Annotated in this window: 20 protein-coding genes; 4 read left to right on the top strand and 16 right to left on the bottom strand. The window is 36.9% G+C overall.

Annotated features, from left to right (window positions below):
- Window positions 1-212: IS630 family transposase (locus K9N40_09425; GenBank protein MCF7814688.1), on the top strand; the 212-nt coding region annotated here is incomplete at its 5' end.
- On the opposite strand, the gene K9N40_09420 is transcribed toward K9N40_09425, so the two are convergent.
- The 3 genes from K9N40_09420 to K9N40_09410 all read right to left on the bottom strand — a co-directional run bounded on the left by K9N40_09420 (window position 168) and on the right by K9N40_09410 (window position 3088).
- Window positions 168-1028: a right-handed parallel beta-helix repeat-containing protein gene (locus K9N40_09420; GenBank protein MCF7814687.1), complete on the bottom strand. Its 861-nt coding sequence runs from the start codon at window positions 1026-1028 to the stop codon at window positions 168-170. The two genes, K9N40_09425 and K9N40_09420, sit on opposite strands and share 45 nt — an antisense overlap.
- A gap of 275 nt (window positions 1029-1303) precedes the next feature.
- Window positions 1304-2002 (bottom strand): TerB family tellurite resistance protein, encoded by a 699-nt coding sequence (locus K9N40_09415; protein ID MCF7814686.1) that lies wholly within the window; start codon window positions 2000-2002, stop codon window positions 1304-1306.
- A 159-nt stretch (window positions 2003-2161) separates the two neighbouring features.
- Complete coding sequence (locus K9N40_09410) at window positions 2162-3088, bottom strand: 3-phosphoglycerate dehydrogenase (GenBank protein ID MCF7814685.1); 927 nt, start codon at window positions 3086-3088, stop codon at window positions 2162-2164.
- Between the two features lie 146 nt (window positions 3089-3234).
- On the opposite strand from K9N40_09410, the gene K9N40_09405 reads away from it, so the two are divergent.
- The 3 genes from K9N40_09405 (at window position 3235) to K9N40_09395 (ending at window position 6606) form a co-directional block, all read left to right on the top strand.
- A complete protein-coding gene (locus tag K9N40_09405; GenBank protein ID MCF7814684.1) occupies window positions 3235-3600 on the top strand; it encodes a hypothetical protein in 366 nt (121 codons plus the stop codon).
- A 68-nt stretch (window positions 3601-3668) separates the two neighbouring features.
- The gene (locus tag K9N40_09400; GenBank protein ID MCF7814683.1) at window positions 3669-4943 is read left to right on the top strand and encodes a bifunctional folylpolyglutamate synthase/dihydrofolate synthase; all 1275 of its coding nucleotides are present in this window, start codon (window positions 3669-3671) and stop codon (window positions 4941-4943) included.
- Window positions 4944-5028: 85 nt separating this feature from the next.
- Window positions 5029-6606: an agmatine deiminase family protein gene (locus tag K9N40_09395; protein ID MCF7814682.1), complete on the top strand. Its 1578-nt coding sequence runs from the start codon at window positions 5029-5031 to the stop codon at window positions 6604-6606.
- Window positions 6607-6931: 325 nt separating this feature from the next.
- Here K9N40_09395 and K9N40_09390 read toward each other — a convergent pair whose 3' ends face one another.
- The 13 genes from K9N40_09390 to K9N40_09330 form a co-directional block, all read right to left on the bottom strand.
- Window positions 6932-7741 (bottom strand): hypothetical protein, encoded by an 810-nt coding sequence (locus tag K9N40_09390; protein MCF7814681.1) that lies wholly within the window; start codon window positions 7739-7741, stop codon window positions 6932-6934.
- A 119-nt stretch (window positions 7742-7860) separates the two neighbouring features.
- Complete coding sequence (locus K9N40_09385; protein MCF7814680.1) at window positions 7861-10161, bottom strand: CRTAC1 family protein; 2301 nt, start codon at window positions 10159-10161, stop codon at window positions 7861-7863.
- Window positions 10162-10340: 179 nt separating this feature from the next.
- On the bottom strand, window positions 10341-11594 hold the full coding sequence (locus tag K9N40_09380; GenBank protein ID MCF7814679.1) for an SO_0444 family Cu/Zn efflux transporter: 1254 nt from the start codon (window positions 11592-11594) through the stop codon (window positions 10341-10343).
- Window positions 11595-11597: 3 nt separating this feature from the next.
- On the bottom strand, window positions 11598-11903 hold the full coding sequence (locus K9N40_09375; GenBank protein MCF7814678.1) for a metal-sensitive transcriptional regulator: 306 nt from the start codon (window positions 11901-11903) through the stop codon (window positions 11598-11600).
- A 219-nt stretch (window positions 11904-12122) separates the two neighbouring features.
- Entirely contained in the window at window positions 12123-13361 is a 1239-nt protein-coding gene (locus K9N40_09370) for a DEAD/DEAH box helicase (protein ID MCF7814677.1), read from the bottom strand.
- A 124-nt stretch (window positions 13362-13485) separates the two neighbouring features.
- Window positions 13486-14151 (bottom strand): HAD family phosphatase, encoded by a 666-nt coding sequence (locus K9N40_09365; protein ID MCF7814676.1) that lies wholly within the window; start codon window positions 14149-14151, stop codon window positions 13486-13488.
- A 457-nt stretch (window positions 14152-14608) separates the two neighbouring features.
- Window positions 14609-15604: a phosphonate ABC transporter, permease protein PhnE gene (phnE, locus tag K9N40_09360; GenBank protein MCF7814675.1), complete on the bottom strand. Its 996-nt coding sequence runs from the start codon at window positions 15602-15604 to the stop codon at window positions 14609-14611.
- Window positions 15601-16368 carry a phosphonate ABC transporter ATP-binding protein gene (gene phnC, locus K9N40_09355; protein ID MCF7814674.1) on the bottom strand — a complete coding sequence of 256 codons (768 nt, stop codon included), beginning with the start codon at window positions 16366-16368 and terminating at the stop codon, window positions 15601-15603. Before phnC ends, phnE begins: the two co-directional genes overlap by 4 nt.
- Entirely contained in the window at window positions 16365-17267 is a 903-nt protein-coding gene (locus K9N40_09350) for a phosphate/phosphite/phosphonate ABC transporter substrate-binding protein (protein MCF7814673.1), read from the bottom strand. Before K9N40_09350 ends, phnC begins: the two co-directional genes overlap by 4 nt.
- Before the next feature lie 25 nt (window positions 17268-17292).
- Window positions 17293-17970 (bottom strand): YjjG family noncanonical pyrimidine nucleotidase, encoded by a 678-nt coding sequence (locus K9N40_09345; GenBank protein MCF7814672.1) that lies wholly within the window; start codon window positions 17968-17970, stop codon window positions 17293-17295.
- 278 nt (window positions 17971-18248) lie between these two features.
- Window positions 18249-18749 (bottom strand): transposase, encoded by a 501-nt coding sequence (locus K9N40_09340; GenBank protein MCF7814671.1) that lies wholly within the window; start codon window positions 18747-18749, stop codon window positions 18249-18251.
- 233 nt (window positions 18750-18982) lie between these two features.
- The gene (locus tag K9N40_09335) at window positions 18983-19357 is read right to left on the bottom strand and encodes a response regulator (GenBank protein ID MCF7814670.1); all 375 of its coding nucleotides are present in this window, start codon (window positions 19355-19357) and stop codon (window positions 18983-18985) included.
- 11 nt (window positions 19358-19368) lie between these two features.
- A partial coding sequence (locus K9N40_09330) for a hypothetical protein (protein MCF7814669.1) occupies window positions 19369-19715 on the bottom strand: 347 nt, incomplete at its 5' end.

Raw genomic sequence — 19715 nt, 5'->3', positions numbered from 1 at the left:
ATGGTAGCTGGTTAAATATGGCAGAAATCGAGCTAAATGTTATGCAGAAGCAATGTTTAAACAGAAGAATCCCTGATATTGGAATGCTGTCCAGCCAGGTAGCAGCATGGACAAAAGCAAGAAACAAAAAAGAATGCTCAATAAACTGGCAGTTTACCACCCAAGATTCACGAGTTAAATTGAAACGTCTCTATCCGACAATCGATGATTGACGGGTCACTAGTTTGATCAGGACTATCTAATACCATAGCAAAAGTTTCACCATATAATCCAATACCTTTATTGAATATAAAATATGCTGATGTATCTGAAGAGATCATTAATGAATTAAATGTATTATTAGCAATTAAAACACTATTAGGACATCCATTACCTCCTGATATCAATTTATAAGGGATAGTTAATAGTGGACCAATAAATTGAAAATTACAGTCTTTAATGATAATTTGTTCAGTTTCACTTCGTAAATTAACACCACGACGATTATCTATAAAAGTACAATTCTCAATTTTAACTGAACCATTATAGACTGCAATTCCACCATAAATCTGTTCCATTAAGCTGTAACCAGTAAAACCTGAGTATTCAATTACACAATGTCTAAAAGAGGATAACTCAGCTTCTTCAGTAAGATAGATTATACCCCAATGTCGAAAAGGTTCATTATGAGTTCTTGTAAAAATAATGCTATCTGATACTGTACCTTCTGCTATTAATCTGCCTTCAACATGAAGTGATTTTGCTATCGGTTCAGAACCAATATGGAACCAAAACTCATCGTTACCTGTATCTTCCATTATCGCATCATCGAATTGAACAACTGTTCCAGGTAATATTTTTAGCGTTACTCCACTATCAACATAAACAAATCCAGTGACTTGATAGGGATTATTGACCGGACTCCATATAGTATCTTCGGTTAAATGGCCAGCTACTTCGATGGAAAAAAGCATTCCCGAAAAAGATATAAAAAGTAAAATAAAAAATAAGTTAAAACGAAAAATTTTGTTATGTCCTTTTTGCTCCATACTTCCCCAATTTAAAATTAGCCATCGGAAAGACCTCACCTCTGCCTGTCGGCATCTCCCCTTACAAAAGGGAGAAAGAAGGAATCTGATAAATAAAGAAATCGTAAATCTAAACCCCTCTCCGGCAACTGTCGGCATCTCCCCTTAACAAGGGAGAAATAAGGAATCTGATAATTAAAAAAATCGTAAATCGTAAATCGTAAAACCCCTCTTCGAAACTTCGTTTCTCTTCTCCCCTTACGAAGGGGAGCTTTCTCAATCTTAAATCTTAAATTTTAATATGAGCTAATTCTGCGATAGCGATTGCTGCGATCTTTCCAGTTATTCAGAAAGCTGGAATAAACCTTTTCATGATTTACATCTTTAACTTCACTTTTTTCGGCAAATTGAGTCAGCATTTCAATCTCATCTGCTTTAATCGCCAGAGTATCAGTTATGCTTTCTTTTACGATATATTTGCGAACTTCTTCTGGTAAAACATTATACAAAATTGCGAAATCAGTTTTATCAAGTTTAAATTCCTTCACAAGATATTCGATAAAAGCTTTTTCCTTGGGATGAAATTCATTATCGGCAATTATAAGGAGAAGTGATGTTTCCAAAATAAGCATTTTCTCTTCGCGAGTTCTAATGTTTTTTACGAGCTCTTCAATTGGAGTAGGATTTACTAATTCATTTTTTATCTCGGCTTCCTGTTCTTCAGAAACATCCACATGTTCGAAAACTTTGTTGAAAGCATCTTTTTCAGATTGCAGTATTTTGCCATCCTGCCAGGCAGCACTGATAACGACTTTGGCAACATTTACCAGGTTTTTAATATTCTCTGGAATTACTTTTTGAACAAGTTCCGGGCCCATTTGCTGATCAGTTTCCAAACTTACCAATCGACCAATTTTCTGACCTTTTTCATTCCTTTTTATTTCAAATGAATAATCATCATTTACATAATATTCCAATGTTTTGAATTCTGACATCCTTCCTCCTATATTTTCACTCTTTCTCTTTCAATTTCTCGCTGTGTTAGAATTGAAGGTTGTACAATATTTGTCAAAAGTTTTATAAAAATTTGATAGAATCAATAAAGAAAAAGCCACCTGGAATTACAAGTGGCCAAAATACATTTTATTATTTTTTTACTTATTTACCTGAAATGTTGTATCTCCATTTTCAAAATAATTAATTATCTGATTAATGGCTGCAACTCCGGCATTTACATTTGCTTCCAATGTTTGTGCTCCCATTTTTTTGGGTGTAAAAAATACCTGATTCGGCAGTTTTTCCAACATCTCATCTTTATTTACAGGAGCGATATCCGAAGCATATTTGAGATCTTTTCTTTCGGATAATACGAAAAGCAAACCATCTTCGCAAACCACTTCTTTACGGGCAGTGTTGATGATTGTAGCTCCTTGTTTCATTATACTGATCAGATTTTTGTTCACGAATTTTTGTGTGGCAGGAATGGAAGGAAGATGCAGCGAAACATAATCTGATTGATTGTACAATTCTTCCACAGTTTCAACTGGTTCCACGCCTTCTTTTTTCATTTTTTCAGCATCCACATAAGGATCGAAAGCCAGAATTTTCATATCGAAACCTTTAGCAATTCGGGCTACATTCACTCCTACATTTCCATAGGCATGAATTCCCAGTGTTTTACCTTTCAATTCTGTTCCGGGTTTTCCGTTGAATTGTCCGCGAGCCATATAAACCATCATGCCAAATGCAAGTTCTGCAACTGCATTAGAATTTTGTCCTGGTGTGTTCATACAAACAATTTTTTTATCGGAAGCAGCTTCGCAATCCAAATTGTCATATCCAGCACCAGCTCGAACCACAACCTTCAAGTTATCTGCATTATCGATAACTTCTTTGGTAACCTTATCGCTCCGCACAATCAGTGCATCAACATCTTTAACAGCTTTCACAAGATCTGCCTGCTCAGGATATTTTTCATTCAGGATGAATTCATATCCCTTTTCTTTACAAATTTTTTCGATCTCTACAACCGCTGCGGCTGCAAATGGTTTTTGAGTGGCAACTAATACTTTTTTCGGCATAAATTACCTCCAGAATTTTTTTTTCATAATTCCAATTTTCAACTTTATCGGTCAAGCAGAATATCATTCAAAAACAATTCCAACAAAAAACTTGACGAATATTACCTGAATTCGGACTTATCTAAGAAAAAATATAGGGAGAAATGATGAAAAATTTCAACATTTATAAAGTATTGAGTATTGTAGCGTTAGCAGTTCTATTATTCATCCTGATCTTACCTCAAACATATAATGTAAATAAGAAGCAGAAAGCAGAAGAATGCATAAAAAACATGAGCACAATTTACAAAGCAATCAAACAATATATGGAAGAACGCGAAGAAGATTTTAATGGTGATGCTCAAGACCTGATGCGTATGAATTATCTGAAGAAAACTTATGAATGTCCTGAAAATGGTGTGGGCGATAAGTATTTTATGGAAGGAAATTCTCTGACAGGTGAAATCACCGTTAGCTGCCCTCACGAAGAAAAATTTCCAGATCATGTGCTTCCTGAAAGTATATTAGATTAGTAACAAATTATAAAGATCTTGCTTTAAGCCTTCGGGATTTCCCGAAGGTTTTTTTATAGGATTAAAAAATGAAATATCAGGAATTTTTAGATTATATTTATCAACGACATTCTGGAAATGTAAAACTGGGATTGGACAGAATTTTGAATGTTTTGAAAGCGATGAACAATCCTAATGAAAAATTACAGGGAATTCATATTGCTGGAACGAATGGAAAAGGTTCTACTGCAGCGATCTGCGAAGCTTTGTGTCTGGCTCATGGGCTTTCAACCGGCATGAATACATCTCCACATTTGGTGGATTATCGCGAACGTTTTCGCATAAATGGCAAAAATATTGAACTGAAAACCTTAATAGAAAAATATAAAACGTGGGAAACAATCTTAGAAGAAAATGAAGCTTCTTTTTTTGAGATCACAACATCTCTCGCTTTTCTTATATTTTACGAAATAGAAGTAGAAGCTGCTATTTTTGAAGTTGGTTTGGGTGGACGATTGGATGGAACAAATCCATTTCAGTCAACCGTATCTGTAATCACTTCTATCTCTCTCGATCACACTAAAAGCCTGGGCGATACAATAGAGAAAATAGCTTTTGAGAAGGCTGGAATTTTAAAAAATAAAACTCCACTAGTTTTGGGTAAATTACCCGATAATGCCGATGATGTAATCACTGAAATTGCTGATGAAAAAAATGTCCCCATCGTCAGATCTGGAAAAGATTTCAAAGTGGAAAATGTTAAATTCACAATTGATGGAACAAAATTTGATTATGAGTACAAAGACTTTACTTGGAAGAACTTGAATCTGAACCTTCTGGGTGAACATCAAGCTTCCAACGCAGCCGTTGCTTTAACCTCATTTATAGCTTTCATGCAGAAAATTGGAAAAAATGTTTCTGAAAAAAAAGTTCGAAAGGCTCTGAATCAAGTTAATTGGCCGGGCCGAATGCAGATCATCCATCATCATCCAACCGTAATTGTGGATGGTGCGCACAATGAAGAAGGCGTGCGAGCTTTGAAGAACAATCTTTTGGAAATGTTTCCCAATAGAAAAATCCATTTTGTACTGGCAATTTTGCGAGATAAAAATCTGGAATCGATTATTAAGGATATTTGTGAAGTAAGCTATAAAGTATTTATTGCAAAGAACCAGTCTCAGCGTGCTGCTGAAATCGAAGAACAGCTGGAAATTGCAAAGAAGTATCACAATAATTTTGAAGTTATTCATGATGTAGTTGATGCTGCCAAGACTGCCATAAAGCAAGCCGAGGATGATGATATTGTTATGATTTCAGGTTCTTTATATACAATTTCCGAAATTTTAAAAGTTAAAAATTTGTAAGGTTACAGAGATGAAATATATATTAGTAATTTTTTCTTTGTTGATAAGTTTCCAAATTTTTTGTCAGCCTGCTCCACAAGCTAGAATGATAGCTGAATGGGAACCGGCAATCGGAACTCTTATTCGCTGGCCTCTGGGAATTCCTTCAGAACTCGTGGTGGAATTAGCTGAAGATGATTCTCTTTATATTCTGGTAGAAAATTCTACAGAAGAACAGCAGGCTCGTGCTGCTTTTGCAAGTTGGAATGTAAATATGGAGCATTGCAGTTTTATTTTTGCAGATACATATTCACATTGGACGCGAGATTGGGGACCACAATGTTTATTCGATGGAGATGGACAAATCGGAATCCTTGATCCAATTTTTGATGGTTATCCCTGGGTGCCGGCAACAAGTCGAGATTGGAGTGAAGATGATGCTGTAAATGCTGCTTTCGCAGATCAAATGAATTGGAATAATTATCAACTTCCTGCCTATCTTACGGGTGGCAATGTGATGTATGATGGTTATAATTCTGCTTTTTCCAGTCAACAGATGCTGGATGAAAATCTGCCTATTCTTTCCAATAATGAATTCTTCGATTTGATGCAGCAATATGCGGGAATCGAAACTTACAATATAATCAGCAATTTCGAAAATCTGGGAATTCAACACATAGATTGCATTGCCAAGCTTTTGGATGAAGAAACAGTGCTGATTAAAGAAGTTGATATCTGGCATCCGGAATACAATATGGTTGAGCAAGTTGCAGCTGAATTTGAGAATTTCACAACTTGTTTTGATCGTCCTTATAATATCATTCGCATATATTGTGATTATTATCTGGGAAATGATGTAGCTGCTTATACAAACTCTCTGATCTTGAATAAAAAGGTTCTGGTTCCGCTTTTTGGAATTGCTTCTGATGATGAAGCAATTGCAACTTATGAAGCTGCCATGCCGGGCTATGAAATTATTGGCATTCCCTATTCGGAATGGTATTATTACGATGCTCTGCATTGCCGAACGATGGGTATTTTTGATCCTGATATGATCAGGATAGAACACAAACCATATATTGATACTATTATTTCAAACCAGGATTATCCAATTGCCTGTAAAATAGTTGATTACAGTCAGCAAGGTTTGATCGATTCGGAATTAAAACTCTTCTGGAAAACAGCTTCACAAACAGAATGGAATTCCATTTTACTTCAGGAAACCGCTATAGATTCTTTTTCTGCAAACATTCCTCATCAACCGCAGGGAACTGAAATCCAATATTACATTTCTGCTAGCAGTAACAGTGGAAAAACTGCTCTACACCCCATTGCTGCTTCTGATGATTTTCACAATTTTATCTGCCAGAATTCAGTTCAAAGTGGCAATACTTTAATTGAATCAGAATTTGAAATGACTGTTTTTCCCAATCCTTTCAATCCCAGCACAACGATTGAGTTTTCTCTCACCACAGAGATCATGGAGAACACAGAGCTGGAAATCTATAATTTGAGAGGACAGAAAGTGAAAACTCTCTCTGTCTCCCCCTCTCAAAGTCTCAAAGCCTCAATCCTTTGGAATGGAACTGATGATAACAACCAGCCAGTTTCCAGTGGAGTTTATTTTGTGAAATTGCAGGCAGGAGATTTTTCCGTTACTAAGAAATGCCTATTGATGAAATAGTTGATTGAATGATGTTGGACTTCACGTCTCGTGGAGTCCACACCCTTTCCGGTTTTTTCCCAAAAGCATGTTTAATTCATTCCTGATCGAGACGATTGATCCAACTATCTTTGCATCTTTGCGTTTTCGCCTCTTTGCATCTTTGCCTTTTTGCCTCTTTGCCTCTTTGCCTCTTTGCCTCTTTGCCTCTTTGCGTCTTTGCGTCTTTGCGTCTTTGCGTCTTTGCGTCTTTGCGTCTTTGCGTCTTTGCGTCTTTGCGTCTTTGTGGTGGTTGCCTAAAAACCTTGAAAGTGCTAAACTGAAAGAAATTTCTCAAGAAGCCTTTTCAAGGTTTTCCCGCTTCCATCCAGGCAGAATAAATGAAGGATGCTAAATATTCCGCAGCATAATTAAATTGTAATTGTGTTATATATTTTGTTTTGAACCAGAGCAATCGATAATATTCATCATTATAATCTTCCGCATATTTTAAAGCATGCAGATCGGCATCAAAAATGATCGGAGCCAGGGAGTTGCTATCGGTTATATAATTGAAAATATAATCCAAATCGACATCTATTTTTTCCGCACTTGAATTTTTTAAATTTGCACGAATTTCGGATTCATATGTTTCTATCATTCCAGTTTCATATCGTCTGTGAATTCCATATTGATCTGTCATTTTACCGTTATAATTTAAAATAAGGTGCTGTGGCTGGCTGCCATCTTCCACATAATGCGCCAGATCAGAAGCATAAAGCAGGATTTCTTCATTATTTTGTTCTTCAAAAGCTTTTACCAGATTTTTATAAGTTTCCAGAATCGCCCAGGGCAAAATTCCAAGATCTACAACCACTTCTTCACTATATTTTTCGATCAATTTTTCTTTATCAAAGATCATTTCACCACGATTGAATTCCTCGTAATAATCGATATCGATATAATGCCGTTCTTCTTCGCCGGGAGTATCATCCTTTCTTTTATCGGGATCGCTGCAGTGTTCTACGATATAGACTTTCCATTCCATAGAAACTGGTATTTCTTGCGGTAGGTTTTGCATTGCTTGTTCTGTTATTATTCTATGAGCTAATCCACCCCAACCAAACAAATTGGAAAGAAAAATACCAATTACAAAAATTAAAACTAATTTCTTCATACTATCTCCATATTTTATTGTCCCTTTTTGTAAGGGTGAAAAAAAGGGGCGGTTTTATCGAAACCTATTTTCAAGCCCCTCTACGACTAAAGTCGTTTCTCCTTTCAAAGGGGAGCTGATTATTGCACCACTTTTATCAATCTATTCACTTCTTTAATTAAGATAATTCTTTTTTCTCCATTGGGAAATCTAATATGAAATTTGAAAGGTGCTTTTTGATAACCCAGACCAAAATGCTGCACCAGATCGTGCTGATTTGTTGTTCCTTTTCCACCTTGGATTTCCCTGATCAAATTTATATTTTTGTTGGAAAGCTCCAGCCTGGTTCCTATAGCATCAACATGATCTTTGCCGATCACTTTTACTTTCAACCAATTATTTTTCTTTGTGTCATTTCGGAAAAGTTGAATTGTGCCACCAGCAGCCAGAAGATCAAGATCTCCATCGTTATCAAAATCGGCAGCTGCAACTCCCCAACCATTAAAATGCCTGACTCCAGCTAAAAAAGTAACTTCTCTGTATGTTCCATCACGATTGCTCATATACAAAAAAGAACGTCTTTTTTCATAAATGCAATTGATGTAAACATCCAGAAATCCATCATTATTGAAATCTGCCAGGCAAGGTTCAGAATGTGTTTCTTCAAATCTGATGCCGGCAGTTCTACGATTATCAGAAAAAGTATAATCCGGTGCTCCTGAATTTAGATAAACCATACTCATATTAGAAAAATCTATGTAGCGCGGATGAGCCAGATTTGCACAGAAAAGATCCAGATCGCTATCATTATCCAAATCTCCCCACTCACTACCGATCGTGTGTCCCCACCAATCTTCAATCTCGATTCCGGCAACATCTTTTTCCAAAGCTGCATTTTCGAAATGCCCGGTTCCATCATTCTGCCACAGGAAATTTTCCTGCAAACGATAATTGGAAACGAAAATATCCAGATCTCCATCGTTATCAAAATCTCCCATATTCACACCGCGGCCTGCTCGGTTTTCTCCATCAATCGGCAAAATATCAGCACGTTCTGTCACATCGTAAAACAAGCCGTCTCCAATTCCTTTGAAAAGCTGATCCTCTTCATATTCCGATCCGGATTCATTCCTGTTCTCGTAATTTGCAAAATAGGCATCCAACCAGCCATCGTTATTTATATCTCCGATTCCCAAACCTTCGGTAGAAAACTTATTATTCTGAATTGAATTTGGTCCTGATACTTTTTCAAAAACTCCTTCATTTTGCAGCCAGACACCTTCCTGGTCTTTGGTGATAATATCCAGATCTGCATCATTATCAAAATCTCCCCAAAGTCCGCCATTGGCTTTTATGGTATCATTAAAAACTTCTGATGTTATTTCTTTGAATTTCTTGCCATTTTCATTATGGAAAAGTCTGCAACCATTCAAAAGCAGATCAGCAAAACCATCATCGTCAAAATCTGCCCAGGCTACTCTTCCTGCTTTAATTCCTTCTAAACCTGTTTTTTCAGTTATGTCAGAAAATTCCACATCATTGTATCCAGATCTTTTACGACAGAAATCCAGATATTCCGGTTCACTCAAATCCATGTAACCGATCATTTCCTGCAAAAGTGAATCAGCTTTGGGAGTGTAATAATTTCTTGAATCTCCTGCTTTTAAAGAATTTATAGCAGCATCAACAGCAGCTTCCTGCTTATCCAGCTTTTTATAAGCTTCTGCCAGATAGTAATAACATCCACCTAGAGTCGTCTCATCATCGATGCCAAGTTTATTATCTTCAATTATTTTCATAAGTTTATTAATAGCAACTTGATATTTGCCGTTCTTTATTAAGGTTTCTGCCCAGATAACTGCTGCGTTCACACTGGCAGAACGCTGTTCCATTTCCCATTGCATGGGTGGATAGTGATCCAATTTTGGATAATTAAATGAAATTCTGAAGGCTTTCTCAGCAAATATTTCTGCAGTTTGCAGTTCATGATCATTTTTGCTGTAATATCTGGCTGTACTGGCAAATGGTAAATAATCGTTTGGAAAAGCCACGCGAAAATCAGCAAGGACACTATAAAGTGTGCCTGTCCTTCCCAGCTCATTTAAGGAATAAAACAAATATTGAAACATTGTTCTGCGCCAGTTTGTTTTGGGATATTTTTCCAGGAGTTCGGTTATAACTTTCACTTTGAGTGAATCATCTCGCCAGATCGGATAAAGACGGTCGTAAAACTCTTCATTTGCCAGCTCGAAAACCTTTTCCGATTCCGGATAATATTTTATAAGATGATTCTCGGCAGATTCAAGCGTCAGCGTATCACTTTCTGCGGATTCCCAGATATCAATAAGTTCCTGGTAGCTTTTGTGATGTTTTTCTTTTAATGTATTTTGCGCACAACTTAGAATTAATAAAAAAATCATAAAATATCCAAACTTCTTCATCTCCACTCCTTTATCGATAAATGTAGAATTTTGATAACAAAGAAATTTGGCAATGAAAAAGAAAACCCTGCGCAGGTTTTCATCCTCCGCAAGGTTATAGTTGTGTGTTAAAAGATATTAGTTATATCCTTGCGAAGGTCGTTTTTTCAAGAAGTTTCAAAACCTTCGCAAGGCTATATTTATACTACTTTATAGCCAGCTTTTTCGATAGCTTCTTTCACTTTGGCAGCGTCGAAGTTACCTTCTACAACTGCGTTTTTGCCGGGAAGTGAAACTTCTACTATCTCTACACTTTCTACCGATTCAATTGCGTTTTTTACGTTCATCACGCAATGGTTGCAAGTCATACCTTCAATCTTGAAAGTCTGCTTATTCACATTCACCTCCAATTTCGGAATTTTTAACTTCTTTCTGGGAAAGATCTTCCTAAATAATGATGCGAGTAGGAAAATGGAAAACAGCACCATTAAAACAGTTAGATACCAGGGAATTCCATGTTCATGATGCATCATATTGAAATTTTCAATATTTCCAAAAATATCAAAAATCCAGTTTAATAAAAAGCCAAAACCAATTGCGAAAACGGAGATCACAGAAAGATATATCGCTACCATCTTTTTACCAAGAGCATTTCCAATTAGAGCTATGGTGGCAGCGTTGGTTGCCGGGCCTACTACCAGGAAGACAAAAGCTGCTCCAGGTGAAATTCCTTTCAACATCAGCGAAACTGCGATCGGAATGGAAGCGGTGGCACAAACATAAAGCGGAATTCCAAAGGCAATCATGATCAGCATTCCCACAATTCCATTTCCTCCGAATTGCTCGAAGAAATTATCGGGAATTGCAAAAGAAATTACACCAGCCAAAATCACACCAACAATCAATTGTATAGCTATATCATCCAGAAAATCTTTGAAGGCATAATTGAAGCCGCTCATTATCTTCTTCCAAAAAGATTTTGGTTCTGGTTTATCAGTTGCACAATCCGTACAAACGTTTTTTGGTTCTACAATTTTATCTTCATCATTTCTCGTTAAAATATTTGTAAGAGCACCACCTGTAATTCCCATCACAAAAGCTGCCAGAGGTCGGAAAATCGCAAAAACCGGTCCCATCATTCCATAGGTTGCAATTATGCTGTCCACTCCGGTTTGAGGAGTTGAAATCAAAAATGAAAGCGTAGAACCTTTGGATGCATTTTGCCTTCTAAGATAAAGAGCCGTAGGTATTACGCCACAAGAACATAACGGCAACGGAACTCCCAGTATTGAAGCCTTGATCGTTGCCAGAAAATCATTTTCCCCCAGATGTTTTGCTACAAAATCTTTTTTAAATACTACATGCAATAAACCCGCAAAGAAAAGCCCGATAAATAAATACGGAGCAATTTCTAGATAAGTTCTGAAAATCTCGTTTAATAAATTTAAAATCATTATCTACCTTATTAATTTTTTTATAGTTTCCATCAATTCATCAACAGCTTCCAGTTTTCCATCCTGGATCTGTTCTACAATACAAGATTTAATGTGAGCGTCCAAAAGTACCTCTCCAGAAGAAATCAAGGCACGTTGAACAGCAGCCATTTGATTTAAAATATCATCGCAATATACATCTTCCTGAATCATGCGATTGATGCCGCGAATTTGTCCTTCTATACGGTTCAACCGGTTTTTCATTCCTTTTTTAAATTCCTCGGAATGATGTGCATGTTTTACTTCGCAAACTTCACATTTATGTTCCATTTAACCTCCTACATAAAAATAATTTTCATTTTTTTCAAATACCCTCAGGGGGTATATCATAAAAGTAAGGTTTTTGTGTCAAGCCGCAAATTGTTTTTAAAAAATTTTTATGGATATTAAGGTAGTTGGAGGGGTTTATAATTAAAAAAAACGCAATAAAGAAAATTCTTAAATTTGTCTATCCCCGATGCAGAGCAGCGAGGAATTCTTAGATTAAAATTATCTCTTTTTTCTTTTATTTCTGTTTGAAAAAAATTCCTGTTTTCGTTGCTGCTTCTCCTTTTCCCATTCCTTCTTCTCTTCTTTCGTCATTGCCTTATCTGTTTGCGGGAAAGGATTCTGGTTTATAACTTTCAGCTTAAGATTTATCAATTTTTCTATCTCTTTAATGTAGGCATTTTCTTCCGGTTCGCATATTGAAATTGCATTTCCTTCTTCTCCCGCCCGGCCCGATCTGCCAATCCTGTGAACGTAAGTTTCGGCAATATTAGGAATATCGAAGTTGATAACATATTTAAGTTTATCGATGTCGATACCACGAGCAGCAATATCTGTGGCAACCAGCACCCGCAGATCTCCAGCTTTGAATTGGGATAAAGTCTTCTGCCGATTATTCTGGGCTTTGTTACCATGAATTGCAGCAGCTTTGATCTTGAATTTTTTCAGGTGACGAGTAATCTTATCAGCTCCATGTTTGGTTCTAGAAAACAGTAACGCCTGATCGATTTTGTCGTCTTGAAGTATGTGCAGCAGGAGTTTTATTTTGTCCTTTTTATTGGTGTAATACAGATACTGTCGAATCGTTTCTGCAGTAGAAGATATCGGACTGACATCCACTTTTACAGGATTGTTCAGGATTTTTCTGGAAAGCTTAACTATGCTGTTTGGCATAGTAGCAGAGAAGAACAGGGATTGGCGTTTTGCTGGTAATTTAGCAATAATTTTGCGAATATCATTGATAAAGCCCATATCGAGCATCCTGTCTGCTTCATCCAAAACAAAATATTCCACGTCTTTCAAGTTAATGAAACCCTGGTTCATTAAGTCCAGCAGCCTGCCGGGTGTTGCCACTAAAATATCTACTCCCCGTCTTAGAGCTGTGGTTTGTAACCCCTGTTTTACTCCTCCAAAAACGACTGTATTTCTAATTCCGGTGTATTTTCCATAAGTAGAAAAACTGTCTCCAATCTGAATTGCCAATTCTCGCGTGGGAGTAATGACCAATGCTAATATTTTGTGTGATTTCTTTTGCCGCTGACGGTCCTGATACAGGTGTTGCAGAATTGGGATAGCAAAGGCAGCCGTCTTACCGGTGCCGGTTTGGGCACTTCCCAGAACGTCATTTCTTTTTTGTATTAGCGGGATTGTTTTTTCCTGTATCGAAGTAGGCTCGATATAATTTTCTTTTTTCAGAGCCTTCAGGATGGGCTCGATTATTTCCAGTTCTTTGAATTGCATAATTTTCCTATTTTTTTATTTTATAATAAGATAGCTTTATTAAATCAATTTGCTATATTTTTCTTTTTATCAATTTTATTCTGGTTAGAATGAACTGCTGTCAATTCGCTTGCCAGGAATATATTCAGCGAAGATTGAGGGTAAGTTTTTCCAGAATCTCACCGAAATTTTCTGCATAAAATTCAGCTTCCTTTTTCAGCTTTTCCACTTCGTGTGTTTCATTATCATCAAAGATGGCAAATGCTTCCATGCCGCCATTATGAGCTGCCCGAACGCCATGTAATGTATCTTCGATTACCAGGCAGTCAACGGGATCGATCCTTAACTGCTGAGCCGCTTGCAGGAAAATATCAGGAAATGGTTTTCCTTTGATATCTTCACATCCGGCTACAATGCAATCGAAATAATGCAGCACTTCATTTGCCTGTAAAACAGTTTCTGCCAGATGTTTGTTGTTGCTGGTTCCGATTCCCAATTTTATATTCTGTGAATGTAGAAATCCGATCAACTCATGAGCATCAGATTTTAAGGTGATCTCGGTTTTGTAATGCTTTTCCACCATTTCCTGCCATTCTCTACCGATTTCTTCAATCGAATCCGGCAGATTGAATTTATCTTTGAAGTACTGACAAATCTCTTTGTAGCTGTTACCTTCCGGCACATCCTGAAACAGGTCGTCAGGAACCGGAATATTTCTTTTTATCAGGTATTCTTTATCGACCTCCAGCCAGATGCCCATCGAATCGATGAGGGTGCCGTCCAGATCAAAAATTACAGCTTTGTATTTCATAAATTATAAAATCCTTTTGTTAGACTGCTCGTCCCGAGCAGTTCAAACGTTTTTCATTTTCTTCACGAACTCCAGACTTGCCTGAAAGCGAAGTCTTCAGGTAAGAATGGAAGTTATCATTTTGTTATTCTTAACCCAAACTTTGTTTTGGGGTCAATTCAAACAACATCAGATCGAAGACGATCTTTCAAATCATTCAGATCAATCGGGACGATTGATCCAACCTATTCCTATTATTATGTTGATGTTGGACTTCACGTCTCGTGGAGTCCATTGGTTTTTTGATTTTCGTCTCGAACTCCAGACTTGCCTGAAAGTGAAGTCTTCAGGTAAGAATGGAAGTTATTATTTTGTTATCCTTAACCCAAACTTTGTTTTTGGGTCAATTCAAACAAAATCAGATCGAAGACGATCTTTCGAATCATTCAGATCAATCGGGACGATTATTCCAACAATCTTATAATTCCACAAGTTTTTCACGCACTTTGGCGCTGGTCATATCCATTATCCATACAACTGCTGCAATGAGCCAGATGATAAGTCCTACATTGTGCCAACGCAGTAGCTGCTGCTGTTGCAATAACAGCAATCCTATACCGCCACCACCAACAAAACCAACGATCGTTGCCATTCGCACGTTGATGTCCCAGCGGTAAATTGTGAAAGCCAGATATGGCGAGATGATCTGCGGAATGACTGCAAAAATCCAGACCTGTAAAGTTGTGGCGCCGGTTGCCTTGATCGCTTCCACCGGTCCATCATCGATATTTTCTATTTGCTCGGAATATAGTTTGGTTAGTGCTGCAATTGAATGAATCATCAGAGCCAGCATTCCCGCAAAAGGACCAATTCCTACCCAGACACTGAAAATAATCGCCCAGACGATAGCCTCTATTGAACGGAACAACGTAGCAACTGTGCGAATTATAATGTAAACTGCATTGCCCAGCAACGTTTTGGGCATCAAGTTTCGGGCTGCAAAGAAACTGAGAACAAAGGCAAAAGGAATGGCAAATAAAGTTGCCAGCAAAGCCAGGTAGATCGTTTCTGCCAAAGCTGCTAAACTCATTGAAAGAATATCGAAATTAGGATCAAAAATTCCTGACATAATACCTTTTGCATTCCCAAATTTTGTGAAAAATTTATAGGGATTTACTTCTACCAGGTTCCAACCCACTACAAAAGTAACAAGAAGCATAAAAACCAAAGACCAGCCCCAGAAACTTTTATACCATTTTGCCGAACTTTTTATTTCTAAATGCACTTTCGAACCAATAGACATTTTTAAGAAGAAAAAGATCAAAGTTAATACAAAACCAACCGGCAAAATGATCAATGCATTCAACTCTAATTCAAACCAGTTATTCAACAGATAAAAAATACATCCAAACAGATAGATCCAAAAAAGTAGATCGGTAACAAGAGCTTTTATATTATTATTAATATTTTTCATTTGATTTCCACCTCTTCCGCATCTTCACCATATATTTCTTTGAATTTTGTTTCATCGATTTCTTTGGGAGTTCCTTCATAAACAATTTCACCGTCTTTCAGGGCAACAACTCTGGTGCCATATTTGCGGGCTAAACTGAGAAAATGCAAGGAACAGAGAACTGTCATGTTATCATTTTTGTTTAATTCTCCCAGATATTTCATCACCGAATCTGCTGTGGCAGGATCGAGGCTGGCAACTGGTTCATCTGCCAAAATTATGCGTGGATTCTGCATCAATGCACGGGCAATTGCCACTCTCTGCTGCTGACCACCACTCAAATTCTTCACTTTCTGATGAGCAAATTTTTTCAATCCTACTCTTTTCAGGTTTTCCATGGCAATATTAATGTCTGCTTTGTGGTAGGAAAAAGTAACTGAATGAGACAGCGAAACATATCCCAGCTTGCCGCTGAGCACATTGGTAAGAACACTTACATTCTTGATCAGATTGAACTGCTGGAAGATCATTCCGATCTGGCGACGAATATGCCTTAATTCTTTGCCATTTGCTTTTACGACATCACCTTCACAGACCTCAATTTCTCCTGAAGTTGAGTCTATCAGTTTATTCATACAGCGAAGAAGAGTGGATTTTCCTGAACCGGAAAGCCCCAGAAGAATACAGAATTCTCCTTCTTTTACATTCAGATTTATGCCTTTTAGTGCATGGGTGCCACTTGCATAAACTTTGTGCAGGCCTGATATTTTTACTATATTTTTCATTTTATCATTTCCGCTGGATCAGTACCCAGGATGTTTAGAGTTTTACGAACAACATCATAATCACTATCATCGGCGCGTACGAAATTATCGATATCCAGAAGTGACATTAGAACTTCATGACCTTCCTCAGAAGCTGCAAAATCCAGAAGGGATTGAACAATATTTTCTCTCATTTCAGCAGGAAAATTTTTGCGGAAGGTTACAGTATCATTGGGAATCCAGTCTGTATAGCCTACGATTTTTACTTTTTCCAAAACATCGGGATAAGTATCTAAAACAGTTCTGCGAGCATCTCGGATATTACCTTCTTTATCTTTGGGCGACCAGAAAGTACAACCTGCATCTACAGTTTTCTGATAAACTGCTAAAATCACTTGTGGATGTCCGCCTGCATACATCATATCTTTTGGTTTGATGCTCTTTTCGGCCAGCAGGGCTGAAGGATAAAGATAACCGGAAGTGGAAGCAGCATCGGTGTAGGCTATTACTTTACCTTCGATATCTTCAATGGAATTGATGTCGCTATCTGTGTGAGCCAGAAATTGCCCGCGGTATTTTTCCAGGCCATTTCTCACTGTGGTCAAAGCAACCTCAGCTCCGAATTTTTCGTTTGCCAGAATGTAGGCAAAAGTTGCCAGCCAGGCAATATCGGTTTCATCCGTGCCCAAAGCTTCGATGACGGAAGCATAACTGGTAGGAACTGCAACTTTGAAGTAATAACCAGTTTCTTCGTGCAGATAATCCGCAACTTCCTTTCCGCTGGTAACTATCTTTCCAGCTTCCAGAGAAGGTACAAAATACATTTTAATGGGATTCTTTTTTGTACCCAATTCCGCTTTTTCGCCACATCCTAATACAGTTAGAATTATCAGAATTGCCAAGATTTTAAATATTTTCATTCCTCACCCCTATTAATTAATTTTTCTAAATTATTTCTTTTAGATCTTCCAACTTACCAATTTCGTAAGTAGGAATAAAATCACTATTATTAAAACATTTCTGAGGATTGAACCAACATGTGTCAATACCAAAATCATTTCCACCTTTTATGTCGGAAGTCAAATTGTCTCCCACGATAATTGTAGAATCGGAAAAAGGAAGTTTAGAAAATATATGTTCGAAAAATTCGCTGTTTGGTTTTGGAAAGCCGATTTCTTCGGAAATAAAAATATGTTTGAAGTATTCCGATAGTTTACTGGCGGCAAAGCGAGGTCGCTGCACTTCCGATAAACCATTTGTAGCAAGAGCAATTTCGCATTTGCCATGAAAATACTTCACTACCTCTTCCGCAAAAGGAAGTAAATCGATTCCTTCTGAAAGTTTTTGTAAATAAAATGGACTGACTTTAACGGGATCGAGATCAAGCTGCATTTTTGTAAAGAATCTTCGAAAGCGTTCAATCCTTAGTTTTTCAGAGGTGATCTTCTTTTCCTGAAATTCCTGCCAGATAGCTTTGTTAATTATTTCATATGAATAATGAAATTCAGCGATTTTTTCTTTAATTCCAAATTCTTTCATTGCAGTATGGAAAGCATTTTTCTCGGCTTTTTCAAAATCGAAAAGTGTTCCGTCAGCATCAAATAATATCAATTTATATTTCATGAAAGTCAAAATGGGAAAATGGAGAATTGTGTCTATAGAGATTTTAGTTTTGATTTTTCGTAGTTGAACTTCACGTCTCGTGGAGTCCATTGTTTTTTTGATTTTCTTCTCGAACTCCAGGCTTGCCTGAAAGCGAAGTCTTCAGGTAAGAATGGAAGTTTTAAATTTTGTTATTCTTAACCCAAACTTTGTTTTTGGGTCAATTCAAACAACATCAGATCGTGGACGATCTGCCAAAGCGATCAGATCAATCGGGACGATTGATCCAACGTAATTTTTTAAATCCCAAATCTGGTAATATTAAGAAGTTGAATCTCATTTGCGGAAGAATACTTCCATTCTTGAGGATTATAAACATAACCTTTCTTCACTGGATTATTTTCAATATATTTAGCTTTTTGAATAAAGAATCTTTCACTTTCTATCATTTCAGGATAATTCTTATCACGCCAGATATTGTAACCATCTTTAACCTTAAAGATTCTCAGTATATTTGGTTCTGTTTCTCGCAAATTCTTTATTAATTCATGAGCTGTATAACTTTTGAATGATTGCAAGAAATTATAATTTTCAGGATTATGCAAGATTAAATGAATATGATTTAGCATAAACACCCAAGAATAAATTTTGAGGTTGTGATTTTTCTGATAAAATCGCAATGCTTCAAGCAATATTTCCCAGCGATTATATCGATCGAAGATATAATACCAGTTTTTAATAGTACAGGTAACAAAATATAAATTATTGATATATTCTTTCGAAATTCTTGATGATGGCATTTTCCCTCCCTAACTGATCGAGGACGATCATCTAAAACGTTCAGATCAATCGAGACGATTGACCCAACCTATCTATGAATATTATTATAATGATGTTGGACTTCACGTCTCGTGGAGTCCATTGGTTTTTGATTTTCGTCTCGAAAATCGCATCAAAATCTTTTTTATATCAGATCGAGGACGATCTGCCAAAGCGATCAGATCAATCGAGACGATTAATCCAACATGCATATTTATTTTTCCGAAAACGCCTTTTCGATAATGGATTGGATCAGATCAACTTCTAATGGTTTATTGAAATACCCCAGAGGATTCAATCTTTTTGCTCTTTCGGTAATTTCCAGTCTGGAATATCCGGTCATAAAGATGAGTTTGATGTCGCTTTTAAATTCCAAAATCTTTTCTGCCGTCTCGATGCCATCGTATTTGCCAATTAAATTGATATCCATCAGAATAAGATCGGGTTTATGTTTTTTTGTTGCCTGGATCGCCTCTTCTCCTGTAGCTACATAACAGCATACCTCATAACCTTCCAGTTCCAATTCCATGGTCATATATTGAGCTACAATCGCTTCATCTTCTGCGATCAAAATCTTAATTTTTTTCATAAAACTCCTCTCTATATTCTCTTTTTGTAGAGATTATCTTCAATCTTAATTTCCCACCTTATACCATTTTCTACAGTGTAATTCACATTTCCTCTCAATTGGTATTCCACCAGATTAAACACATTCTTCAAACCCATATTTCCATCTTTTCTGAGATCAAAGTTTTTGGCAACACCAATTCCATCATCCTGCAAAATTAATTTTATCGTATCTTTCTTTTTCTCGGGAAGTTCTATTTTGATGTTACCTTTCATATCTTTGGGAAAGGCATGCTTGAACACATTGGAAACAAGCTCGGTAATGACCAATCCCAAAGGAACCGCAACATCGATACTTACTGATACATCTTTCAAATTCA

This window comes from Candidatus Cloacimonadota bacterium (assembly GCA_021734245.1).
In the GTDB taxonomy this organism is placed as follows: domain Bacteria; phylum Cloacimonadota; class Cloacimonadia; order Cloacimonadales; family TCS61; genus B137-G9.
This window is presented reverse-complemented; position numbering and strand designations above follow the sequence as displayed.